This window comes from Rhizobium sp. BR 314 (assembly GCF_047445805.1).
Lineage (GTDB): Bacteria > Pseudomonadota > Alphaproteobacteria > Rhizobiales > Rhizobiaceae > Rhizobium > Rhizobium lusitanum_B.
Map to the genome: position 1 here is coordinate 187,135 of NZ_JARWLA010000002.1, position 21,945 is coordinate 209,079.

Annotated in this window: 24 protein-coding genes; 7 read left to right on the top strand and 17 right to left on the bottom strand. The window is 59.5% G+C overall.

Annotated features, from left to right (window positions below; translation table 11 throughout):
- Positions 1–6 precede the first annotated feature (6 nt).
- The 6 genes from QD461_RS03410 to QD461_RS03435 form a co-directional block, all read right to left on the bottom strand.
- A complete protein-coding gene (locus tag QD461_RS03410; RefSeq protein WP_414086481.1) occupies positions 7–1,251 on the bottom strand; it encodes an RNA polymerase sigma factor in 1,245 nt (414 codons plus the stop codon).
- Between the two features lie 4 nt (positions 1,252–1,255).
- Positions 1,256–1,633, bottom strand: a complete 378-nt coding sequence (locus tag QD461_RS03415; protein ID WP_414086482.1) for a YciI family protein — start codon at positions 1,631–1,633, stop codon at positions 1,256–1,258.
- A 16-nt stretch (positions 1,634–1,649) separates the two neighbouring features.
- Complete coding sequence (locus tag QD461_RS03420) at positions 1,650–2,012, bottom strand: YciI family protein (protein ID WP_414086483.1); 363 nt, start codon at positions 2,010–2,012, stop codon at positions 1,650–1,652.
- A 275-nt stretch (positions 2,013–2,287) separates the two neighbouring features.
- Positions 2,288–3,355: an IS110 family transposase gene (locus tag QD461_RS03425; RefSeq protein WP_414086484.1), complete on the bottom strand. Its 1,068-nt coding sequence runs from the start codon at positions 3,353–3,355 to the stop codon at positions 2,288–2,290.
- Between the two features lie 435 nt (positions 3,356–3,790).
- Entirely contained in the window at positions 3,791–4,951 is a 1,161-nt protein-coding gene (locus tag QD461_RS03430; RefSeq protein ID WP_414086485.1) for an IS110 family transposase, read from the bottom strand.
- A gap of 80 nt (positions 4,952–5,031) precedes the next feature.
- A complete protein-coding gene (locus QD461_RS03435) occupies positions 5,032–5,391 on the bottom strand; it encodes a YciI family protein (protein WP_414086486.1) in 360 nt (119 codons plus the stop codon).
- 156 nt (positions 5,392–5,547) lie between these two features.
- Between QD461_RS03435 and QD461_RS03440 the strand changes: the two genes are divergently transcribed.
- Positions 5,548–5,778 carry a hypothetical protein gene (locus tag QD461_RS03440; protein ID WP_414086487.1) on the top strand — a complete coding sequence of 77 codons (231 nt, stop codon included), beginning with the start codon at positions 5,548–5,550 and terminating at the stop codon, positions 5,776–5,778.
- Positions 5,779–5,794: 16 nt separating this feature from the next.
- On the opposite strand, the gene QD461_RS03445 is transcribed toward QD461_RS03440, so the two are convergent.
- The 3 genes from QD461_RS03445 to QD461_RS03455 all read right to left on the bottom strand — a co-directional run bounded on the left by QD461_RS03445 (position 5,795) and on the right by QD461_RS03455 (position 8,139).
- Positions 5,795–7,297 carry an AMP nucleosidase gene (locus QD461_RS03445; protein ID WP_184701386.1) on the bottom strand — a complete coding sequence of 501 codons (1,503 nt, stop codon included), beginning with the start codon at positions 7,295–7,297 and terminating at the stop codon, positions 5,795–5,797.
- 124 nt (positions 7,298–7,421) lie between these two features.
- A complete protein-coding gene (locus QD461_RS03450) occupies positions 7,422–7,598 on the bottom strand; it encodes a hypothetical protein (protein ID WP_414086488.1) in 177 nt (58 codons plus the stop codon).
- 202 nt (positions 7,599–7,800) lie between these two features.
- The gene (locus tag QD461_RS03455) at positions 7,801–8,139 is read right to left on the bottom strand and encodes a DUF2147 domain-containing protein (RefSeq protein WP_414086489.1); all 339 of its coding nucleotides are present in this window, start codon (positions 8,137–8,139) and stop codon (positions 7,801–7,803) included.
- A gap of 461 nt (positions 8,140–8,600) precedes the next feature.
- On the opposite strand from QD461_RS03455, the gene QD461_RS03460 reads away from it, so the two are divergent.
- Both QD461_RS03460 and QD461_RS03465 read left to right on the top strand, forming a co-directional pair.
- A complete protein-coding gene (locus QD461_RS03460; RefSeq protein ID WP_004121770.1) occupies positions 8,601–8,864 on the top strand; it encodes a sel1 repeat family protein in 264 nt (87 codons plus the stop codon).
- A gap of 281 nt (positions 8,865–9,145) precedes the next feature.
- Positions 9,146–9,451 carry a hypothetical protein gene (locus QD461_RS03465; RefSeq protein ID WP_414086490.1) on the top strand — a complete coding sequence of 102 codons (306 nt, stop codon included), beginning with the start codon at positions 9,146–9,148 and terminating at the stop codon, positions 9,449–9,451.
- Between the two features lie 37 nt (positions 9,452–9,488).
- Here the strand turns inward: QD461_RS03465 and QD461_RS03470 are convergent, their stop codons facing one another.
- Complete coding sequence (locus QD461_RS03470; protein WP_414086491.1) at positions 9,489–10,601, bottom strand: pyridoxal phosphate-dependent aminotransferase; 1,113 nt, start codon at positions 10,599–10,601, stop codon at positions 9,489–9,491.
- Positions 10,602–10,732: 131 nt separating this feature from the next.
- On the bottom strand, positions 10,733–11,320 hold the full coding sequence (locus QD461_RS03475; protein WP_414086492.1) for a TetR-like C-terminal domain-containing protein: 588 nt from the start codon (positions 11,318–11,320) through the stop codon (positions 10,733–10,735).
- 123 nt (positions 11,321–11,443) lie between these two features.
- Between QD461_RS03475 and QD461_RS03480 the strand changes: the two genes are divergently transcribed.
- Together QD461_RS03480 and QD461_RS03485 are read left to right on the top strand one after the other, a co-directional pair.
- Positions 11,444–11,824, top strand: coding sequence for a DUF4267 domain-containing protein (locus tag QD461_RS03480; protein ID WP_414086493.1), 381 nt, complete (start codon positions 11,444–11,446; stop codon positions 11,822–11,824).
- Between the two features lies 1 nt (position 11,825).
- Positions 11,826–12,146 carry a DoxX family protein gene (locus tag QD461_RS03485; protein ID WP_414086494.1) on the top strand — a complete coding sequence of 107 codons (321 nt, stop codon included), beginning with the start codon at positions 11,826–11,828 and terminating at the stop codon, positions 12,144–12,146.
- Positions 12,147–12,223: 77 nt separating this feature from the next.
- On the opposite strand, the gene QD461_RS03490 is transcribed toward QD461_RS03485, so the two are convergent.
- Positions 12,224–12,616 (bottom strand): PilZ domain-containing protein, encoded by a 393-nt coding sequence (locus QD461_RS03490; RefSeq protein WP_414086495.1) that lies wholly within the window; start codon positions 12,614–12,616, stop codon positions 12,224–12,226.
- A gap of 310 nt (positions 12,617–12,926) precedes the next feature.
- On the opposite strand from QD461_RS03490, the gene QD461_RS03495 reads away from it, so the two are divergent.
- Both QD461_RS03495 and QD461_RS03500 read left to right on the top strand, forming a co-directional pair.
- On the top strand, positions 12,927–13,361 hold the full coding sequence (locus QD461_RS03495; RefSeq protein ID WP_414086496.1) for a glyoxalase superfamily protein: 435 nt from the start codon (positions 12,927–12,929) through the stop codon (positions 13,359–13,361).
- 65 nt (positions 13,362–13,426) lie between these two features.
- Complete coding sequence (locus QD461_RS03500) at positions 13,427–14,794, top strand: MATE family efflux transporter (protein WP_414086497.1); 1,368 nt, start codon at positions 13,427–13,429, stop codon at positions 14,792–14,794.
- 60 nt (positions 14,795–14,854) lie between these two features.
- On the opposite strand, the gene iolB is transcribed toward QD461_RS03500, so the two are convergent.
- From iolB to QD461_RS03525, 5 genes are all read right to left on the bottom strand, one after another.
- Positions 14,855–15,652, bottom strand: a complete 798-nt coding sequence (gene iolB / locus QD461_RS03505; RefSeq protein WP_414086498.1) for a 5-deoxy-glucuronate isomerase — start codon at positions 15,650–15,652, stop codon at positions 14,855–14,857.
- 72 nt (positions 15,653–15,724) lie between these two features.
- Positions 15,725–16,642: a myo-inosose-2 dehydratase gene (gene iolE / locus QD461_RS03510; RefSeq protein ID WP_414086499.1), complete on the bottom strand. Its 918-nt coding sequence runs from the start codon at positions 16,640–16,642 to the stop codon at positions 15,725–15,727.
- 176 nt (positions 16,643–16,818) lie between these two features.
- Positions 16,819–18,669 (bottom strand): 3D-(3,5/4)-trihydroxycyclohexane-1,2-dione acylhydrolase (decyclizing), encoded by a 1,851-nt coding sequence (iolD, locus tag QD461_RS03515; RefSeq protein WP_414086500.1) that lies wholly within the window; start codon positions 18,667–18,669, stop codon positions 16,819–16,821.
- A gap of 126 nt (positions 18,670–18,795) precedes the next feature.
- The gene (locus QD461_RS03520; protein ID WP_414086501.1) at positions 18,796–20,730 is read right to left on the bottom strand and encodes a bifunctional 5-dehydro-2-deoxygluconokinase/5-dehydro-2-deoxyphosphogluconate aldolase; all 1,935 of its coding nucleotides are present in this window, start codon (positions 20,728–20,730) and stop codon (positions 18,796–18,798) included.
- Between the two features lie 178 nt (positions 20,731–20,908).
- Complete coding sequence (locus QD461_RS03525) at positions 20,909–21,781, bottom strand: MurR/RpiR family transcriptional regulator (RefSeq protein ID WP_414086502.1); 873 nt, start codon at positions 21,779–21,781, stop codon at positions 20,909–20,911.
- Positions 21,782–21,945: the final 164 nt, after the last annotated feature.

Here is a 21,945-nt window from a genome sequence, read left to right on the forward strand (position 1 = left end):
CGATTGTCACCGTGCAATGTCATCCAGCTCGGACAATCGCTTGCGCAGGAACGCTTGTTCCGGTGCCTGCTGGCAAAGCGAAAGCGCAGTTTCGTAGGCCTGCCGCGCCTCGTCCAATCGTCCAAGCTGTCTCAGGAAATCGGCCCTCGCGGCATGAGTCAGATGATAACGGGCCATGCGCTCTTCGTGCAGCAGGCCGTCGACGATGAAAAGCGCCGTAGCCGGCCCATCGCGCATGGAGATTGCCACGGCCCGATTGAGTTCGATCACGGGTGAGGGACTGGCCATCAACAACAGATCGTAGAGCGTGACGAGCTGCTGCCAGTCGGTATCGCCAGCGGTTACTGCGCGAGCATGTTCTGCCGCGATCGCGGCCTGCAGCGCATAGCTGCCGACGCTCTCAGCCGACATGGCTCTTGCCGACAATAGCAGACCCTCGCGGATCTGGCTGCGATTCCAGAGCGCGCGATCCTGATCGACCAGCAGCACCAGATCGCCTGAGGCATCCGTGCGGGCAAGCCGCCGCGAATCCTGCAGCAGCATGATCGCAAGAAGCCCTTCGATCTCCGGATCCGGCAATAGCTGCAGCAAAAGCCTGCAGAGCCGAATGGCTTCCGCGGCGAGACCGGCGCGGACGATCGCTGAGCCTGACGATGCCGAATAGCCCTCGTTGAAGACGAGATAGATGACGTGCAGTACCTGGGCCAACCGTTCCGGCAATTCGGTTTTGCCTGGCACCTCATAAGGAATGCGGGCGGAACGAATGCGGTTCTTGGCGCGGACGATGCGTTGGGCAACGGTCGGCGCCGGAATTAGGAAGGCATGGGCAATCTCTTCCGTGGTCAGCCCGCAAACCTCGCGCAGCGCCATCGCCATGCGCGCCTCGGCGGGCACCAGGGGATGGCAACAGGTGAAGATCAGCCGCAGCATGTCGTCTTCGATCTCTTCGGGTTCCGTGGTCTCCATCGCCTCTCCCTCCGGGTAAAGGCTGTCGGCAATGTCCGAGCGCGCGGCATCGAAGCGTGTCCGGCGCCTGATGTGGTCGATGGCGCGAAAGCGGCCGGCCGAAACAAGCCAGGCATAGGGATTGGCCGGGATCGTCTCCTGCGTCCATTGCTGCGCCGCCGCCGCAAAGGCATCGTGAAGCGCTTCTTCGGCCCGGTCAAAATCGCCGAGCAGACGGATCAGCGTTGCCAGCACGCGGCGCGAGTGGCTGCGATAGATGCTGTCGATGGTTTGGTTCGTTGGCACGGCGTCAGGATATCTCCGCAAGGTCTCCCTTAAGGGTCAGGGTCCGCACTGGCCGGATCTCGATGGCGCCGTAGCGCGCCGATGGGATGTGTTTGGCAATCTCCGCTGCGCTCTCCATATCCGGCGCGTCGATGACATAGAAGCCGGCCAGATATTCCTTGGTTTCCACAAATGGCCCGTCCGTCACCGAAAAGGTCTTGCCATGCGGCCGGATGACGATCGATTTGTTTCGAAGTTCCAACGCATCCGAAAGAAGCAGGCTGCCGTCCCGTCGCAGGCCTTCGTCATAAACGAAATGCTCTCCGATCAGATGGTTCATCTCGCTTTGATTCAGACGTCCGTCGACGTCAATGGATGTGTAGATTAGACATAGAAACCGCATGTGTTCTCCCTTCCAGCTATTCGTCCGGAAAGCGGATGTCGTAGGCGCCGCGAACCTCGATCATGCCGTAGCGGGCAACGGGGAAGGTCGCGGCGATTTCAGTCGCTTCCTCGATGTCTCTCGCCTCGATCAGCACGAAGCCGCCGAGATGCTCCTTCATTTCCGCGAAGGGGCCGTCGGTGACAGCGGCCTGGCCTTGGCGCACCCGAACCGTTTTGGCAGCCTTCGGTTCATGCAGCGCATTGGCGACGATGATATGGCCGCTGTTGCGCAACCGATTGTCGTTGTCGATCGAATCTTGCGTCAGCTTTCGCCCTTCCTCTTCGGAAAGCTTGGCGATTTCTGCGCTCTCGAACCAGACCTGGCAAAGAAATTTCATGGTTGCCTCCAATGAAAGAACACAAGGGGCAAAAACACCAGCATTTGCGGGCTTTTCCTTGGGTTCAGTTGTTATTTGACCGGCATTTTGGCCGATCGGCTAAACGTCTCACTTCCGCAGGACAAAGATGTCCTTCGGTCCTTCAACCATTCTCCAATTCGTGACCCTAACGCCGGTCTGCTTTTCGGCTTCGGTCACAGAGTGGCGTTCGGCTCCCGGTTTCCCATTCTCCATTATGAGCGCAGCCCAGTCCTGCCGGGCTCGCTAGGCAACCATCAGGACAACCGGGATATCGTCGACGCGTCTTCCGTGGTGCTAGTGTCGCGCGGCTCATAGGCGCGCTGGTCACGCAGGATCTGGAAGGCAATCGTCAAAAGCTTGCGCGCAATCGCCACTCGCGCCTTGTTTGTTCCTCTGATCTTCAGGTGGTCGTATTGAGCTCGAAGCTGCGGATCGGTAGCGATGGCCGGCGCGACAGCTTCCACGAAAGCCCAGCGCAGCCACTTGTTGCCCTGTTTGATGATCTTGCCGTGGAAGGTCTTGCCGCCGCTCGAATAGGTGGACGGCACAAGCCCGGCATAAGCGGCAAGCTTCTTCGGGTTACGGAACCGGTTGATGTCATCGATCTCCGCATCGATCAGCCGGGCGAAGAACTCACCAATGCCGGGGATCGTCTTCAACCGCTTCACATTGGCGTTCGCTTTCGTCATCGCTCGGATCGTCGCTTCCGACTGCTTGATGCGTTCATTGATGTCGCCGATGAAGGCGAGGCCACGATCGATCTGGATGCGGTCGATCTCTGAGACGTTGACCTGCGCCAACTGGATGCGGCCGGCCTTGCCGAACAGATCACCGAGCTTCCTCAACTGCGCCGTCTGCTCCGGATAACGATCAAACACCGTGACGATGCGGTTCTTCGTCATCGTGCGCAGCCGCACGTAAAACATCCGCTCGCGCAGCGCGACGCGAAGGTCTCGCGCTCTCTCGCTCGGCGCCCAGGCTTCAGGCACCAGATCGGCTCGCAGCAGATGCGCCAGCACCGTCGCGTCGATCTTGTCGGTCTTGATCTTGGCGTCGGCGATCGCCTTGACCTTCAACGGATGGGCGAGAATGACATCATCACAAATGTCGTCGAGCCAGTCGTACATCACCATCCAGTTGCGCGTCGCCTCGACAACCGCGTGGCTGTTCTCGCGATAGCGTTCCAGAAATCCACCGAGCGACTGGCGATCGTTCTTCACGCGGCCGGATCGCAGCGTCTTGCCACTGCTGTCCTGCACCACAAGGTGGCTATAGGATTTGTGGTAGTCGACGCCGATATGGTAATCATAAGAGGCAGTCATGCTTCCAACTCCCTTGTTGAGATTTTGCGAACCCCAATAAGCTAGGCCGAAAGGCTGGAAGCGTGACTGTCCCTCGATCATTACCTGCATCTCACTGATCCGTTCTCTCAACGGGCGGGGCCTCTTTCATGCCACCTCACATGGGAAAGCCTGCGTCAAGTCATTCACTTCTATTCTCCTCTTCACGGTATCGGCTCCAGGTTCCAAGCCCGACTGCATGACACGGCTCGGTTAGCTGAGCCTGATCAACCTCACATTCGGTCGGCGCTGTTGCGGCCGCACCAGGATCCCGCTTGCGGCGGGTAGGGCTTAGGACGACGAGACCATTCTCCACTACCGGCATTTCGCCCTGGTGGCATGCGGTTCGCCGACCCGGATCCGCCAGGATTGATGAGAATCCCGGTAGATTTCGTAATGGGTGATGTGTGGTGACAATCAAGCTCTCTTCATGATTGCCCCTTCAATGACGACACCCGAGGCAACGTATTTCCAGATTGCGACCAGCAACTTGCGCGCCAGTGCGACAATGGTCGACTTCTTCATACGTCCACCGTTGCGATGGACGCGTGCATTGAACCATTGGCTCAGCGCCGAATCCGGCTGGTGCCGTAACCACAGCCAGGACAGCTGTATCAATGTCACCCGCAGCCGGGGATTACCTGCTTTCGAAACGCCCTGTTCCCGATCAATAGTTCCGCTTTGCCAGGGTGTTGGAGCCAGTCCAGCATAGGCGGCGACCTGGCGGCGGTTGTCAAAATGCCGGAACAGACCCTCCGCCCATAAGATGTTTGCAAACTCGGTGCCGATCCCCTTGAGCTCAAGTAGCATCGTGACCGGTGAAGGCTTCATCTCCGCAGTCTGCGCAGCGATGAGCGCGTCGCGCTCGTCCTCGACTGTCCTGATCTGTTCAAGCAGAAGTTCCAGCCGATCCAGCTCCCGAGCAATCTGCGCTTTCATATGCGTCGGCAAGGCATGCCCGTCGCCAGTCTGCAGTACTTCCAACTGCTGCCGCCGGTCCTTGTTCATTGGCTCGTAATTGGTGATGCCTTGTGAGAACAGCAGTCCCTTTATCCGGTTGATATGGGAGACACGCTCGGCTGTTAACGCTTTGCGCTCCCGGCCAATCCGCCGCCGGTCTTCTTCGTCAGGCGATGGTGCCCGCGCCATAGAGCACACGCGGGGTTCTCCCCTCTTATACGCCATCAGGACCCGAAGCAGCGCCTCACCATCGATACGATCCGTTTTCACCCGCCGCTGGCGCCGCGATGTTGCGATCGAAGCCGCGTCCACGACATGACTTTCGATCCCCTCCTTCTCTAACACGCGATGGATCCAGAAGCCGTCGAGTCCGGCTTCCTGAATGGTGACGATAGGATAGGCGTCCCCGGTTCTGGCCCGGCATCTATCCCGCAATTTCGAAAGCAGATTGAACAATCCGGCGACGTCTCCTGCCTTCAAAGCGTGCTTGGACATCTTCTCGCCATTCCCCGGCGACAGCGACGTGATCAGCCAGGTCGAACGGCTCAGTTCCAGTGAAACGAAGATCGCGCCAAGATTGGTATGAATGGCGATCGCGGCTTTTTCGGTCTTGAACATCGGGGCCTCACAATATGGGCGTTAATTTACAGCCATTCATTCTGCAAAAATGGAGGCCGCCGCGCACCCATGGGATCTCCTCAAACGTCCGGGCCGAAAGAATAGATCGGGCGTACCTCGATTGCGCCAAGCTTGGCGAGCGGAATGCCGGCGGCAATGCGGATTGCATCGTTCAGGTCCTTCGCGTCGATCAGAATAAACCCGCCAAGATACTCCTTGGTTTCGATGAAGGGACCATCCGTCACCGCGGCCTTGCCATTGCGGACCCGCACCGTCACCGCTGATCGCGGCGATTGCAGCGCTTCGGCGTGGATCATGTTGCCGCTTGCCATCAGATCGCGGTCATAGCCGAGCGAATCCGAATCGAGCTTGTGCTTTTCCTCCTTGGTCATGACGTCGAGCGCCGTGCCATCGAACCAGACCTGGCAGAGATATTTCATCGCAGCGTCTCCTCTTTCAATTTGCTGACGGCTCTAGACGAGCGGCTTTCGCGCAAATCGACACCCAGATTGGCAGCATGGCAAAAATTTCCGCCGCTGTCGAAAAAGCCCGACGTCGGTCGACCAGTTCCGTCATCACGACAAGGAGTGACGGAGATGTACAGTCTGGAAGCCGCAATCGTTCATTATTGGCAAAGGAAGACGCTGAAGGAAGAAGAGCTGCTGGAGGCGGCCGATGCCGGCAGAGTCGTGTACCGCATCTGGATCGGATTTGTAGGCTTTGCCTTCTTGATCCTGTGCTTGAGTTTGGGTGCGCAGCCAAACGACGAACGGCCGCAAGTCGCGGCCGTTGCAAAGGTAGTTTCGGTGCCTACAGACGGGCGGTAGGGCAGAAGCTCTGGCCCTATTGGAAGGCCGTTTCGAAGAAACTGCGCAGCTTGCGTGAATGCAGTGTTTCCGGCGGCATGGCGGCCAGCTTCTGGATGGCGCGGATGCCGATCTGCAGATGCTGGTTCACCTGAGTACGGTAGAAGGCGGTCGCCATGCCTGGCAGCTTCAGTTCGCCATGCAAAGGCTTGTCCGAAACGCAGAGCAGCGTGCCGTAGGGAACGCGGAAGCGGAAGCCGTTGGCGGCGATCGTGGCTGATTCCATATCGAGCGCGACCGCGCGGGCCTGAGATAGCCGCTTCACGGGGCCTGCCTGATCGCGCAGCTCCCAGTTGCGGTTGTCGATCGTGCCGACGGTGCCCGTGCGCATGATGCGCTTCAGCTCGAAACCTTCGTAGCCGGTGATTTCGGCAACGGCTGCTTCCAGCGCGACCTGCACTTCGGCGAGCGCCGGGATCGGCACCCAGACCGGCAGGTCGTCGTCGAGAACATGGTCCTCGCGCATGTAGGCATGAGCAAGCACATAGTCGCCCAGCCGCTGGCTGTTGCGCAGACCGGCGCAATGGCCGAGCATCAGCCAGGCATGCGGGCGCAGCACCGCAACGTGGTCGGTGATCGTCTTGGCGTTGGACGGGCCAACGCCAATATTGATCATGGTGATGCCGGCATGGCCCTTCCTCTTCAAATGGTAGGCCGGCATCTGCGGCAGCCGCGGTGTGGTCACATCGCCTTCGGGCTGGCTGGAGCCGGCCTTGGTGATAATGTTGCCGGGTTCGACGAATTCGGTATAGCCGTCGCCGCCGCTCGCCATCAGATCGCGGGCCCATTGGCAGAATTCGTCGATATAGAACTGGTAGTTCGTGAACAGCACGAAATTCTGGAAGTGCGCGGCGCTGGTCGCCGTGTAGTGGACCAGACGGGCCAGCGAATAGTCGATACGCTGTGCCGTGAACGGGGCAAGCGGCGAGGGCTGGCCCGGCGGCGGGATATATTCGCCGTTGGCAATCTCGTCATCGGTGGTGTTGAGGTCAGGCGTATCGAAGAGATCGCGCAGCGGGATATCCTCGAACACGCTGGCGGATGCCTCGACATGCGCTCCTTCACCAAAGGCGAAATGCAGCGGGATCGGTGTGGTCGACTCGGACACGACAACCGGAACGTTGTGGCTGCGCATCAGCAGCGTCAGTTGCTCCTTCAGGTAATGCTTGAAGAGATGCGGCCGCGTGATCGTCGTCGTGTAGACGCCGGGCGCCGTGACATGGCCGTAGGAGAGGCGGGAATCGACATGGCCGAAGCTTGTCGTCTCGATGCTGACCTGCGGATAGAAGGCGCGATAGCGCGCCGTGATCGGCGCACCCTTGGCGAGCTTGGTGAAATTGTCGATCAGGAACGCCGTATTGCGTTCGTATAGCTCCGTCAGCGCTTCGACCGCCTTGGCCGGATCATCGAATGTCCGCGGCTGGAACGGGCTGGGGGAGGAGATGTCGAGGGGCGAAAAAGGAGAGATTCGGTTGCTCATGAGCCATTATAGAGTGTCGTTGTTAACAAGCAAACGACGTTGCAAGAGGCGGCTCTGGATTTTCTCAGCTATTTTGTTCTTGCGGGATTCGCACCCCGGTCATCCGAGGTGCGTCAGCACTTGTTTATTGTACTGTCGTGCAGTAGGGCGTGCCGGTCTGCACGCAGGTGAAGCTTGCCCCAAAATGCGATTGTGCGCCGCTGCGGCCGGCATGTTCGACCGCAACCGAAAAGCTGAATGCGAAGACGGCCGCAAACAGCATAATAACTACAAAGCGCCGTGCGATGATGATCGAATCCATGTTCCTGGCCCTACCGTGCCCCATACTGGACACTGTTTTGCCATGGTCAGGCTGAACAGGTGCTGAGATGCCGGTTCATCCGGCGTTCAGAAATATTACCGGACTTGAGGGTGCGTTTACCGCTAGCAACACGCAGCAAAAATCCTGCCCGAAAGGTGGCGGGCAGGCATAAGGCCGGGCTTCTTCTTGGAGCCGAAGGTCTTTAAAGCCTTGTCCATGTTTGCGATTTGCAGAATACCTTCAAAACGCAACCCTTCATCCTGACGGTATTGCCGCTCACGGTGCCGGAGCCGCTATAGGTCTTGTCTTCGGATGGATCGGTCAACTCACCCGTATAGCTTCCGCCTTTGCCCTGCATCTTGCCGATCTGCTTGCCGGCATATTTGCCGGTCTTCAGCGTCACGCAGTAGCTGTCGCCGCAGGGCGCGATGGCGGCGGTGTCGCCCGCTACGGTTTTCCAGTTGCCGATGATCGGCTCTTCGGCAAGAGCCGCACTGGCGCTTGCGAGCAATGCCGTAGCAAGAATGGTGGCACGGATCATAGTGATGTTCCTCCCCGGACGCCGCCCGGCTCGAACGCCGGGAATAGGGCGAAGTTATCTGACGCTAACGTAAAGGTAAATACTGATTTCAGGCGCAAATGCCCTGTTGCAGGGCCTCGGCAAGGCGCGAAAAAACACCGCATCTGATTATTGCAGCTCTTTTCGTGGTGAATGAAGGGTTTAAATCCGGATCTTAACGAAAGGTAAAGCTCGCGCAAAAGTCCTTAATTTGCAAGGGAAGCGATGTTTAACAAAAACCGAAGTTTACCAAGCATTTGTACTTTGTTTGCATCGAATTAAGCATGCATTTTAGCCGTTTTTTGAAAGCCGTCTGCGATAGTGAAGCCATCAAACGAGCGGGGCAAACCCGCCGACCGGAAGAACCGGAAAGCCGCGAATGACGGCAAGGTTCGGACGGAAAACAGGGCTGATGCAAACGTAAGTAAACAGGGACAAAACCGATGGCACGCTTCGAAACACCGATGTCTGAAATGGCCATGTTGGGTGGCAATAGCGCCGATGCCCTTTGCGAACTGGGCGTGAACTATGCGACTGGCCGGGGCTGCTCCGCAGACCTCGTTGCCGCCCATAAATGGTTGAATATCGCTGCCATTCGTGGCAGCGCGCGGGCTGCCGAGCTTCGTGCCGACGTCGCGGCAACCTTGACTAAGATGCAGCTCGCAACCGCCCTCCGCGCCGCTCGCGAGTGGATGACGACGCACTGAAGCGTGCCGCATAAAGTGCGACATGAAGACTGACCTCGACGGAGGGGATGTCGGCGGACGACGGAGACGCCAGCCGAATGATGAAAACCGCGATCAGCCGGCATAAGGCTGGCGCGGTTTCGTCGTTTTGGACTATGCAGGCCCCACTCCATTCATGCCGCCGGCGTACGACGTCGATGTGTTGGGCAATATGGCGGTGGAGACTATCGCTCGTGCTTCAAAGTCGCTAAGGCATTGACGGTTTTAGCCAAATTATCAGCGCGACACGACGCGCAAATCCAATGATCTGGAATGTCATCGATCGACGAAAGCGGCGCTATCGTTGGAAGCGTGTGAACGCAATCATCGAAGCCGTAGAGCATGACAATAGCTGCGCAGACGCAGATGTGGCGGATGAGTCGCCACCCGGCTTGACCATCGACTACGCGAGCCGGGACGACGTGTCCGTTCACGAAGCAATCCAGTGGGCGAACCAGCAGCGGTGTCCGATAACGCTGTATATCTACGACGCGGACGACGGAATAATCCCCGCGCATTTTGACGCTTGCGGAGAGCGGTTCTGGCAAGACGACATGAGCGACTTATAACTTCGCAATTCAGCAAGGCCCAGAATCGCTCAGAAGATCAGCCGATCGCCTTCAGCACCTTGGGCAGCGCTTCAGCCAAGAGATCCAGATCCTGCTTCGGTCCGACGCTGACGCGGATGCACCGGTTGAGCGGGGCTACCCCCGGCATGCGGATGAAGACGCCATGCTGGATCAACCCGTCGACGATGGCACGGGCATAGACGCCGTCGCGGCCGCAATCGATGGCGACGAAGTTGGTGGCGGAGGCGAGAGGTAGCAAGCCGTTGTCGCGAGCTATCGTCCCTATAACGTCGCGCGCTGTCTGGATCTTGCCGACCACCTCGGTGAGATAGGCTTGATCCTTTATCGCGGCGAGGGCGGCAGCGGTCGCCAGCCGGTTCATGCCGAAATGGTTGCGGATCTTGTCGAAGGTCAGCACCGTCTCGGGCGCGCCGATGGCATAGCCGATGCGGGCGCCGGCAAGACCGTAAGCCTTGGAGAAGGTGCGGGTGCGCAGCACGTTTGGCAGATCGATCAGGGCCGAAATAGCAGGCAGCGAGCTTGCAGGTCCGGTTTCGCTATAGGCTTCGTCTAGGATCAGCAGGCAGTTTTCCGGCAGTGCGCGGGCAAAGCCGACGACCTTTTCGACTTCCCACCAGCTTCCCATCGGATTGTCGGGATTGGCGAAATAGACGAGCGGCGCGTTCTCGCGCTTCACAGCCTCGAGCAGCCCGTCGAGATCTTCGCGATCATTGACATAGGGCACGGTGACGAGACGCCCGCCAAAGCCGGCGACATGGAAGTTGAAGGTGGGATAGCCGCCGAGCGAGGTGACGACAGGCGTGCCGGGCTCGATAACCATGCGCGCGATCAGGCCGAGCAGGCTATCGATGCCTTCGCCGGCGGCGATATTGGCCGGCTGGATGTCGAGATGCGTTGCGAGCGCATGCTTCAGTTCGAAATTCTCCGGATCGTTGTACATCCAGATATCGCCAGCACGTTCACGCATGGCCGCGATGACGGAGGGCGCAGGCCCGAAGCCGTTTTCATTGGCGCCGATACGGGCCTTGACCGCCAGTCCACGCTGACGCTCCAGCGCTTCGGGGCCGACGAAAGGGACGGTGGAGGGCAGGGCGCTGATCAGCGGCGTGAAGCGCGAGAAGGCGGACATGCTGGCTTTGTTTCCCGAATTCAGTTGCAAGGTGCGGCAGAATAGGCGCTTGGCGGGTGGTTGCAAGAGCAGAAAAGCGCCGCTTCCGGATAGCGGCATTTGGCACGCCGCGACCGAATGGCATGAGCTCTTTAGTTCGGTGCGGCGTTTTCAGCGTTGATGATGGCCTGAACGACAAGCGCGATGCGCTTCTCATGCATGCCGGGCCTCACGCGGCCTGATCGTTCGAGCTCGGCAAGCCCGTGAAGGGCTGCCCAGAAAGTCTCGGTTGCAATCTCCACATCCGTGCAGAACGGCGACACCACTGCTGTAATCGCTTCGAAGCCGTCCCTAAGTTCTGCTCGCGTTTCCGCTTCGGCAAATAGCAATTGGGTCGGCAGGATGAACATGGCATCGTAGAGTGCCGGGCGACTGAGTGCGAAGGCAAAATAGCCCGTGGCAACCCTCATGAGGGCGTCGCGTTGTCTGTCTGCCGCATGCGCTGCCGCACGAAGAACGGTTGCGAGCTCCTTGAAACCTYCCACGGCAACCGCCGCAACGATGGCATCCCTGCTCGCGAAATGTGAATAAAGGACGGGCTGGCTATATTCGATTTCGTTAGCCAGCCGGCGAATGGTGACGGCCTCCCATCCTTCGCTTTCCGCGATCGCGCGTGCTGCAGCAACGATGCGATCTTCGCGCTCGGCTCGTTCCCGAATTTTCCGGTCTGTGACAGTCATCCCAAAAGCTCCATGTCCGCACGGCAAATGCGCACTTGAATTATAGCATCGCTTGACTAACTAGCAATGCTAAGTCATCATCTAGCGATGATAGATTATATTGCTACGCTAGGAGTATTGAAGATGGACTGGCTTGTTAACGGGATCGCGCTGCTTGTGGCTCTCGCGATTATTGCGATTGGCACCGGCTATATCGCGAGCCCAATGACCATGATGCGCGGTTTTGGCCTGCCGCTTCCTGACGATGGCCCCAATATCCCTTGGTGGCTGCGCCTCAAGGGAGTTCGCGACATCGTGGCGGGACTGCTCGTGCTTGCATTTATGGTGTGGGGCACTCAGAGGGAGATCGGCATCGTCCTTCTGGTCGAAGCGATCATCCCGATCGGCGACATGCTGCTCATTCTCGCAGCGAAAGGCTCCAGCAAAAGTGCCTTCGGCATTCACGGCCTTACGGCGGTGATTATGGTCCTGGCTGCCATCCCCATGCTCATCGGTGTGCACTGAGATGGTTCATATTCTTTCAATCTGGTTTTTGGTTGTCGCATTCTCCGGCGCAGGTCTTGCAAATGTGATCCGCAGCTCCGCGACGCGAAACGATTTCGTTCGCTGGGGCTACCCGCCCTGGTGGGGCATTGTCGCCGGTGGGTTGGAGATAGTCAGCGCCGCAATGATAGCGTTTCCTGTTAGCCGCACAGCCGGGATAGTGCTTGGGGCTGCAATCGTCGCCGCCGCGCTGCTAAGCGTCCTACGTCACCGCGAATATTCGCACCTTGCGCCTTTGAGCGTCTTTGTCACATTGATCGCTCTCGCCGCTGTATCATCCTAGGCGCCGCCAGCAGGGCCGCTTGTCAGACAGAAACCCGAACGCAGCCCTAGCTGCGTTCCCAGTTCTCGCCAATACGCCTACTGCCTCATGCCGCGTGCAGCCAGCGCTTCGACATTGCCGATCATGAAGTCGGCGCGCACGACACGTCGCAATGTTTCCGGTTCGATCAGGTTGATGAAGCGGACATGGACGCGATTGCCGTTGCGGCTGACTTCGGCACAGGCGATGCGATAGGCGAGGCCGAGGATGTTCAGATAGTAGTGAGTCGGCAGGCCGACGGTCGTGCCGACGACAAAGCTGGCGCCTCCACGCGAGATATCGACGATCTCGGCGCTGCGCACGGAGATGCCGGTAAGGCAAGGACGCACGGCCACGAGCCGTGCAGGCCGCTGGACGAAGAAACGTTCCCAGCTGCGCTCATAGACTTCGGATTTGACTTTCGCCAGATGCGTTGCGCGAAGCATTGTCATTCCCTGTTGAAGAACAGACCGAATTCATCTCGGTTACCGCATCAACCTTGCACGGAGATTTTGCCGAAGCGTCAATTCCATTGATAGAATTTTAACGGGTTCGCCATTTGTGCCGATTTGGGTGCATCTTGACAGCGGGATCGGCTTGGATCATACGACCTGTCGGTTCGAGGCGCCTGCCGCTCGCGGATGAAAATCCAAGGTGAAGTCCTCGCTGTTCTTGGTCACAGCCATTTGAGGCATGCTGACTGGCGGTAATGCGAGCTCCGTTTCACGGTCGTAATTGCGTGCCTTAGCAAAGGCTGATCCTATGATGACGTATCCGTCCATAGATGAATTGAAGGCTCAGGCTCGACGTCTGCGTCAGGCCATGGCCGAGCGCGGCAACGACATGAGCCACTCGACGGCGCTGGAACTGATCGCGAAGCAACATGGGCTGCGCGACTGGAACACACTCTCGGCGCTTGCGGCCAAACCCAATGATGGGCCTGATGCGCCCTTCGATGTCGGCTCGGCCGTTCGCGGGCGCTACCTGAACAAGCCGTTCACCGGCAAGGTTCTCGCGATGTCGGCGAAGTCAGGCGGGCTCTACCGGATCACCATTCACTTCGACGAACCGGTTGATGTGGTGGAGTTCGAGAGCTTCTCGGCATTCCGCCAGCGCATCAACGCCCAGGTCGATGCCGATGGCATTTCGCCACGCAAGACGTCGAACGGCATACCGCATCTCGTTCTCGACATCTGACATTCATCTTCTATCGATAGACCGCTATCTTCGCCAATAACGAGCGATTCTGTGTGGGTACCACCATGACACGTCATACTGAAACCAATATGTTCCTGACCGGCTGGCTGCCAGGCGTCTTTGCCAAGACAGCAGCGCCGATCATCATCATCACCACCGTCAGTGGCCTCTTCGCCGTCGTTGACGCCTATTTCCTCGGCGTCTATGTCGGAGCCGACGCGCTCTCGGCTGTCAGCCTCATCTTTCCAGCGCTCATGCTGCTAGTCGCGCTGCAGACGCTGGTTTCGAATGGCATGGCGAGCATTCTTGCCCGCCGTCTCGGAGCCGGAGACCGCGAAGGGGCGAAGTCCGTGTTTACGGGCGCCCATACGCTGGCGATCGCCGTCGTTGTCATCGTAAACCTCGTCTACTGGCTCGCGGCCCGGCAGTTCATTTCCGTCGCCGCGGCAGGAAACGCGGAGGTTGCCCGTTCCGGCGAGGCTTTCATGGGCGTCATGGTTGCTTTCGCGCCGATCAGCTTCTTCCTCTCGCTGCATCTCGATGGGCTGCGTTGCGAAGGAAAGCTCGGCTTCATGACGCTGGTGACGCTCGCCTCGACGCTGCTCAACATCCTGGCAAACTGGCTGCTGATAGCCGTCGCCCATTGGGGCGTGGTCGGTTCCGCCGGCGGCTCGATCCTGGCGCAGTTCATCTGCCTGTCGATCGTGATCGTCTATCGCCTGCGTCGCCCGGGCGGCCTTTGGGTCGACATGGCATCGCATGTTCGCGAGTGGCGCGGCATCTTTGCTTTTGGCGCACCGATGAGCCTCGGCTTCATCGGGATTTCGCTGAGTTCGGCAGCGATCCTCTTCAACCTGTCGATCTGGCATCAGGGCGATTACGTGGCGACCGTTGGCGCCTACGGGATTGTCACGCGGATCATGACCTTCGCCTATCTGCCGCTGCTCGGCTTGAGCATCGCGCTGCAGACCATCTCGGGCCATAATCACGGTGCGGCGCTTCCGGCTCGCGTCGGTCATAGCGTTCTCATCGCCATGATCTCGGCCCTGGTTTATTGCGCCGCCGTCGAACTTGTCGTCGAACTGCTGGCGGGGCATCTGGGCTCGATCTTTGTCGCCGATCCCCTGATCGTCGAAGAGGTTGGCCGCATCCTGCCCTGGACAATCGGCGCTTATTTCATCTTCGGCCAGGCGATCATCCTGTCGTCCTATTTCCAATCGATCGGCGATGCGAAACGCGGTGCGATCTTCGGCCTGTCGCGGTCCTATCTGTTCACCCTGCCGTTGACATTCGTTCTGCCCTTCGCCTTCGGCGAACGCGGGATCTGGATGACGCCCATCTTCGCGGAGGCGGGAATGATCCTGCTCACGTGGTTGGTGTTGTCGCGCAATGCCAGGGATAAGGGCTGGCGCTACGGCTTGTTGCCTGCATAGAAAGAAGAAGGGCCGCGTTTCGGGCGCGGCCTTTTTGTATGCGCTTATGTTCGGGGTCACTCAGGACTTAAGCAGCCATTCGTGCTCAACGGCATTGTGGAATTTCCAAATGCGCTTCGGTCCAGCCATGACGTTGAGATAGTAGAGATCGTAGCCGTGGCAGGCGGCGCAGGGATGGTAACCCTTCGGCACCAGCGTCACGTCGCCATCCTCCAGCACCATGACTTCGTCCAGCGAACGATCATCCGTATAGACGCGCTGGAAACCAAAACCCTGCGGCGGGTTAATGCGATGATAGTAGGTCTCCTCCAGGAAGCTCTCGTTCGGGAGATCATCCTGATCGTGCTTGTGCGGCGGATAGGACGAGGTGTGTCCACCCGGTGTGATCACCTCCACGACGAGCAGCGAATGCGCCGCGCCATCGTCTTCCGGCATGATGTTGTTGACGTGGCGGACATTCGTGCCCTTGCCGCGCGTCAGGGCCGGATGGGTGCCCGGCGGAATGGCACGCGCCTCATGGGAGCCGCCGCCCGGTGCCGAACATACGGCCAGCTCCAAATCGGTCTCGGCGGTTACCGACCAGTTCGAGCCGGCTGGAATATAGAGTGCGTGGGGAGCGCCCTCGAAGGGACTCAGGCGGCCGCCGAGCGAGCCGAAATCCTTCGTGCCTGCCTTGGCGCTTCCCTTGCCGCTGACCCAGACGAGGCAGACCTCGCGATCGCCGGTTTCGGCCGAGGCTGTCTCACCCGGCTTCAGGCGGTGGAGATCGAAGCCGACATAGGTCCAGCCGGCGCTTTCCGGCGTGACATGGGTGACGCGGCCATGAGAGCCGTCAGGTTTGACCTTGAGATTGGGCATGGGTTGGTCCTCCATTGCTTTTGGAAAACACCCCTCGCCATCCTTAGACTGGTGAGGGGTGCTTATCTCTGGCTATCCCTTGGGAAAACCTTCGGTTTCCACGGTGTAGCCCGCCGCCGTCATGACGCGCATTAGTTCGGCATGGCCGATCTCTGCCATCTTCTGGGGCGGCGCCTTACGCGGGTCCTGTTCGGCCTCAACCACGAACCAGCCCTCATAGCCGTAATCGGCGAAGCGCTTGACGATCGCACCGAAATCGAGCGAGCCGTCCCCCGGCACAGTAAATGCGCCGAGCGCGACCGCATCGAGGAAGGATTGACGGCTGCGGTCCAGCCCATTGACGACGGACTGGCGGATATCCTTGACGTGGACGTGGTTGATACGGGCGTGATGGTTGTCGATGGCGCGCAGCACGTCGCCGCCGGCAAAGGCGAGATGGCCGGCATCGAGCAGCAGCGGAATGCCTGCGCCGGAATTGCGCATGAAGGCGTCGAGTTCCGGCTCGGTTTCGACGACGGCGGCCATATGATGATGGTAGGAGAGCGGCATGCCCTGTTCAGCGCACCATTCGCCGAATTCAGTGACGCGGCGGGCATAGGCCTTCATCTCGTCATCCGAAAGGCGCGGCTTGGTGGCGAGCGGCTTCGAGCGGTCGCCCTGGATGGAGCGGCCGACTTCGCCATAGACGATGCAAGGCGCGTTGACGGCCTTGAACAGCTCGATCATCGGCGCGATGCGATCCTTGTTGGCCGCAAGCTCCTCGTTGACGAGCGTGCCGGAAAACCAGCCGCCGCAAAGCGTCACGTCGGCGGCGCGCAGGATCGGCAGCATCTCATCGGGATTGCTCGGGAAGCGCCGGCCCTGTTCCATGCCGGTAAAGCCTGCGCCACGCGACTGGCGCAGGCATTCTTCCAGCGATACGTCGTCGCTGAGCTCAGGAAGATCGTCGTTCCACCAGGCGATGGGCGACATGCCGAGTTTGGCCTTCATCAGTAGTCTCCTTGAAAACCGAGCATGATGCCGAAAAGTGTGAGCGGTTTTCGGACAACATCATGCTCTAATTCTTTAATTCTCGGCCGGGTGATTTTAGGTCGAATGGACCGAAAATCATCCGGCCTAGTGTTGGAGGTGCGTCTCAGCTCCTCCGGAAAAGTGTCGGAAATCGATCAGCCGATACGCTGGGATGCGCGGGCTTTCTCGTAGGCGGCGCGGGCCTTGTTGACCTCGGCGCGCGGGCTGACCTCGGGAACCGCGACATCCCACCAGTGGCCGCCTTCATTTGTGGTGATCAACGGGTCGGTGTCGATGACGATGACCGAGCTGCGGTCGTTCTTCTTGGACGCTTCTATCGCCTGTTCCAGCTCGGCGATGGAGGAAACCTTGATCGCAATAGCGCCCATGCTGGCCGCATGCGCCCGGAAGTCGATCTCCGGCATCACTTCGAAGCGCGAGTCCTTCAGCAGATTGTTGAAGTTTGCACCGCCGGTTGCCATCTGCAGGCGATTGATGCAGCCATAGCCGCGGTTATCGAGCAGGACGACGGTGATCTTCAAGCCGAGCATGACCGAGGTCGCCAGTTCGGAATTCAGCATCATGTAGGAGCCATCGCCGACCATGACGACGACTTCCTTTTCCGGATGGGCCATCTTCGCGCCGAGCCCGCCGGCAATCTCGTAACCCATGCAGGAGAAGCCATATTCCATGTGATAGCTGCCGGGCACCGTCGCCGGCCAGAGCTTGTGCATTTCGCCGGGCAGGCCGCCTGCCGCGCAAAGCACGATGGTCTTCTCGCCGCCGATGGTCCGCGTAACTGCACCGATCACCTGGGCGTCGGAGGGCAGGGCGGCGTTCGTGGTCGCCATTGCCCGAGCGGCTGCTTCCATCCAGATCTTCTTTTCCTGCGTTGCCCTCTCGGCAAGCGCTGCCGGAGCGCGCCAGCCGGCAAGGCCGGCGGAAAGCGCCTTCAGCCCCTCGCGCGCGTCCGTCACCAGTGGGTGACTATTGTGCTTGAGCGCGTCGTAGGCTGCGATGTTGAGGCTGACCATCGCCAGCTTCTCATTCTTGAACAATGCCCAGGAGCCTGTCGTGAAGTCTTGGCAGCGCGTGCCCACAGCGATCACCAGATCGGTATCCTCGGCAATAGCATTGGCCGCCGACGTGCCTGTTACCCCGACCGAGCCGAGCGCCAGCGGATGCCTTTCGTCGATGGCCGACTTGCCCGCCTGCGTGACGACGACAGGGATGTCGTGCGCTTCCGCGAAAGCCGTCAGTTCCTTGGTGGCCTGCGAGTAAAGCACACCGCCGCCGGCGAGAATGACCGGCTTTTCGGATCGGCGGATCAATGCGATCGCGTTGGCAAGTTCGCCGGCATCCGGCTGCGGGCGACGCTGGGTCCAGACATGCTCGTCAAAGAAGCTTTCCGGATAATCATAGGCTTCGGCCTGCACATCCTGGCAGAGCGAAAGCGTCACTGGCCCGCAGTCAAGCGGATCGGTCAGCACCTGCATGGCGCGCTTTAGCGCCGACATGATCTGCTCGGGACGGGTGATGCGGTCGAAATAGCGCGAGACCGGGCGGAAGGCGTCATTGGCGGAAACGGTACCGTCGCCGAAGTCCTCGATCTGCTGCAAGACCGGATCGGGTGCACGGTTGGCAAAGACGTCGCCAGGCAGGAAGAGAACGGGGATGCGATTGACATGCGCCACGCCGGCAGCTGTCACCATGTTGAGCGCGCCGGGGCCGATCGACGTCGTGCAGGCCATGAAACGCTGACGGAAGCTCGCTTTTGCAAAAGCGATGGCGGCATGGGCCATGCCCTGTTCATTGTGAGCACGGAAGGTCGGCAGTTCCTCGCGCACCTGATAAAGCGCTTCGCCGATGCCGGCGACGTTGCCATGGCCGAAGATCGCCCAGACGCCGCCGAAGATCGGCTGCTTTTGCCCGTCGATGATGGTCATCTGCTTCTTGAGGAAATGCGCGACGGCCTGTGCCATCGTCAATCGAATCGTCTTGCCCATCGGGCGCCTCCCAAATACCAGAGCAGTTCCAGGAAAAACGCCTAACGGTTTTCCGTCCGGAATTGCCAGAAAACAAAGAGATAGAGCGGCTCAGAGCTTCTTAGAAAGCCGAGCCGCTCCAGAATTTCACAGGCCGCGAGTTTTGAGCCACGCTGCCGTCAATTGCCGGAAGCGGCCGGCCATGTCGGCAATCGCTTCCTCGTCGTTCATGGCGCCTGAGAGCCAGGCCCGGGCGGGATCGGCGAAGATGGTCCGGCCGACGGCGAAACCCTTCACCGAAGGCGCTGCCAGCGTCGCCTCGAAGCTGCGCATCAGTTCCTCCGCCGGCGCCTCCAGGCCGAGCAGCACGATACCACGGCACAATGGATCATTTTTGGCGATCACGGCATCGATTTTTTTCCAGGCTGTTGTCGATTCCTGTGGCTCCAGCTTCCACCAGTCCGGCTTGATGCCGAGCGCATAGAGCTCTTCCAAGGCCGTCGGGATCGTATCGTCAGTCAGCGGACCATTCTTGCTGGCGATGATTTCGACCAGAAGCTCGCGGCCGACCTTGCGTGCGGCTTCGAACAGCGTCCTTAGTTTCTCTTGCTGTTCCGTCTTCAATTCCTTCGGATCGTCAGGATGGTAGAAGCATAGGCACTTGATACAATGATTGAGCGGCCATTCGACGAGCTGCGAGCCGATGTCCTGGCTGAATTCGAATCTGAGCGGCTTCGAGCCCGGTAGCTCGACGGGACGCCCAATCCAGGAGAAATTCTTGGTTGCGGCATCGAAGAAGGCATCACGCCCGAAGCGCTCGTCGATCAGCATCCCATAGCCAGGTCGGCCATCCGCTACCCGCGCCGCCGCCTCGACGGCAAGCCGCTTGAAGGCGACGATCTTGTCGTGACCAAGGCCCAATTCATCACAGACGCTGACGAGCTGCGAACGATGATCGATCGCAAGCGCCATCAGTAGCGGGATCTCGTCGCTGCGGCGGGTTGTTGCCCAATGGATATGGTTGATCGCCTCATCCTTGCGCAGCGCGCGGTGCTTGCTGCCGGTCTTCAGGAAGAAGTCGAGTTCCGCCCAGGTCGGATATTCCGGCGAGCAGAGCAGGCGGGAAACGGCGAAGGCGCCGCAGGCGTTGGCCCAGGTGGCGCAGGTCTTCAGCGGCTCGCCGCGCAAATAGCCGCGCAGGAAGCCAGACATGAAGGCGTCGCCGGCGCCGAGAACGTTGAACACCTCGATCGGGAAACCCTGGCCGACAATGCCTGCTTCGAGATCGTCAGAAATCGGTCCCTCATAAACGATGCAGCCCATGGCGCCGCGCTTCAGCACGATAACCGCGGACGAGAGGCGGCGGATTTCCTTCAAGGCGCCGAGCACGTCATCCGCACCCGAGGCGATCATGATCTCTTCTTCGGTGCCGACGATCAGATCGCAATGCGGCAGCGTCTCCTTCATCTTGGCGGAAACGCGATCCGACTTCACATAGCGCTCGAAACCCTCGGCGTGGCCGGCAAGGCCCCAGAGGTTCGGCCGGTAGTCTATGTCGAAGATCACCTTTCGGCCGTTCGCCTTGGCGATGCGTATCGCTTTGCGCTGCGCCGCCTCGGTATTGGGCTTGGAGAAATGCGTGCCTGAGACCAGAACTGCGCCGGAGGACTTGATGAAGCCTTCGTCCATATCGTCTTCGTTCAGCGCCATGTCGGCGCAGTCGGAGCGGTAGAAGATCATCGGCGAGACGCCTTCGGCCTCGACCGCGAGCAGTACCAGTGCGGTTAGCCGTTCCCTGTCGGTGGCGATCCCATCGACGGCAACACCTTCGCGGGCGGCCTGCTCGCGGATGAAGCGGCCCATCTGCTCGTCGCCGACGCGGGTGATTAGGCCGGATTTCAGGCCGAGCCGCGCCGTGCCGATGGCGATATTGGCCGGGCAGCCGCCGACTGATTTGGCAAACGAGGCAATGTCTTCCAGTCGCGAGCCGATTTGCTGACCGTAGAGATCGACGGAAGATCGTCCGATGGTGATCACATCGAGTTTCGTCTCCGGCTCGGCGCCAGAATTGTCGTGTGCCATGATGTCCTCCCGTCCATGCATGACCTCTTTTGCTCTTCAGCGTGCGCCGAGATCATGCGTCATTGAAAGTGCCGGTATTCGTGTCGTCCCGGTTGCGGCGGATTGGCCGGCCGTTTTTCCTGCCGTTATCCTGAACGCAATGAAACATCGGTTCCGATTTTTTGTCAATTCGGAATATTTATTCCATTTTCGTTTTATCGGCTTTTGCAGCAGCTTTTCGCCGCCGCTCGGCAATGGCGACGGGGAGGGCCATGACCAGCGCCATCGAAGCCGACATGGAGCGGAAACCGGCGAAGTCGGTCTCGGCCACTTCGAACCAGTGGGTCGCACAGGCAGTGAGCGGCGAGAAGGCCGAATCGGTAATCGCAATGACCGGCACGTTGCGTGACGCCAGATCCTGCGCCTGCGACAGGCTTTCGGCGGCATAGGGGGAGAAGCTCGCAGCGATCGCGGCATCTTTTTCCGTGGCGAAGCGGGCGATCTCGCTGTCGATGCCGTTCGGGGACGCGACGATCTGATGGCGTATATTCAGCTTGGAGAAGGCGTAGGCCATGTGTGCGGTGAGCGGATAGGACCGGCGCTTGGCGATGAGATAGATTGTCTCGGCGGCGGCGAGCACATCGACGGCCTTGGCGAACGCCTCCGTCTCAATGGTTGCAGCGAGCTTGTTGACCGACTGACTTGCCGCGGACAGAAAGCCGGAGAGAATGCTGGCATCCTCGTTTTCAACGCCGGAGCGTTCGAGGGTCACCAAGCGCTCTTCATAGCTCAGTGTCCGGTCGCGCAATCTTTCGCGAAAGATGCTCTGCAGGTCGGAAAATCCCTCATAGCCGAGGTGGTGCGCAAGACGGACCAGCGTCGAAGGCTGGACTTCGGCGGCAGCTGCGATACTCGCCGTCGTGCCGAAGGCAATTTCATCGGGATTGCCAAGTGCGAAGGCGGCAACCTGCGCCAAACGCTTCGGCATGGCGTTCTTGCGCTCTATGATGTTGCTGCGCAGACTTTCGAAGTCGCGCGGCACCTTTGTCTGCGTACCGATACCGTTATCCATGCCCGTTTCCGCCATCTTGCCCCTGTGATGGAATAATTATTCCATATTTGCAACGATAGCGGATTTCGATTTGTTCGGCACGAATATTTTTAAGTATCTAATTTTAAAGTGAAAATATGGAGAATTATTGAGGTTTGGCTTGGGAGGTCAAGAGAGTGTGCTTG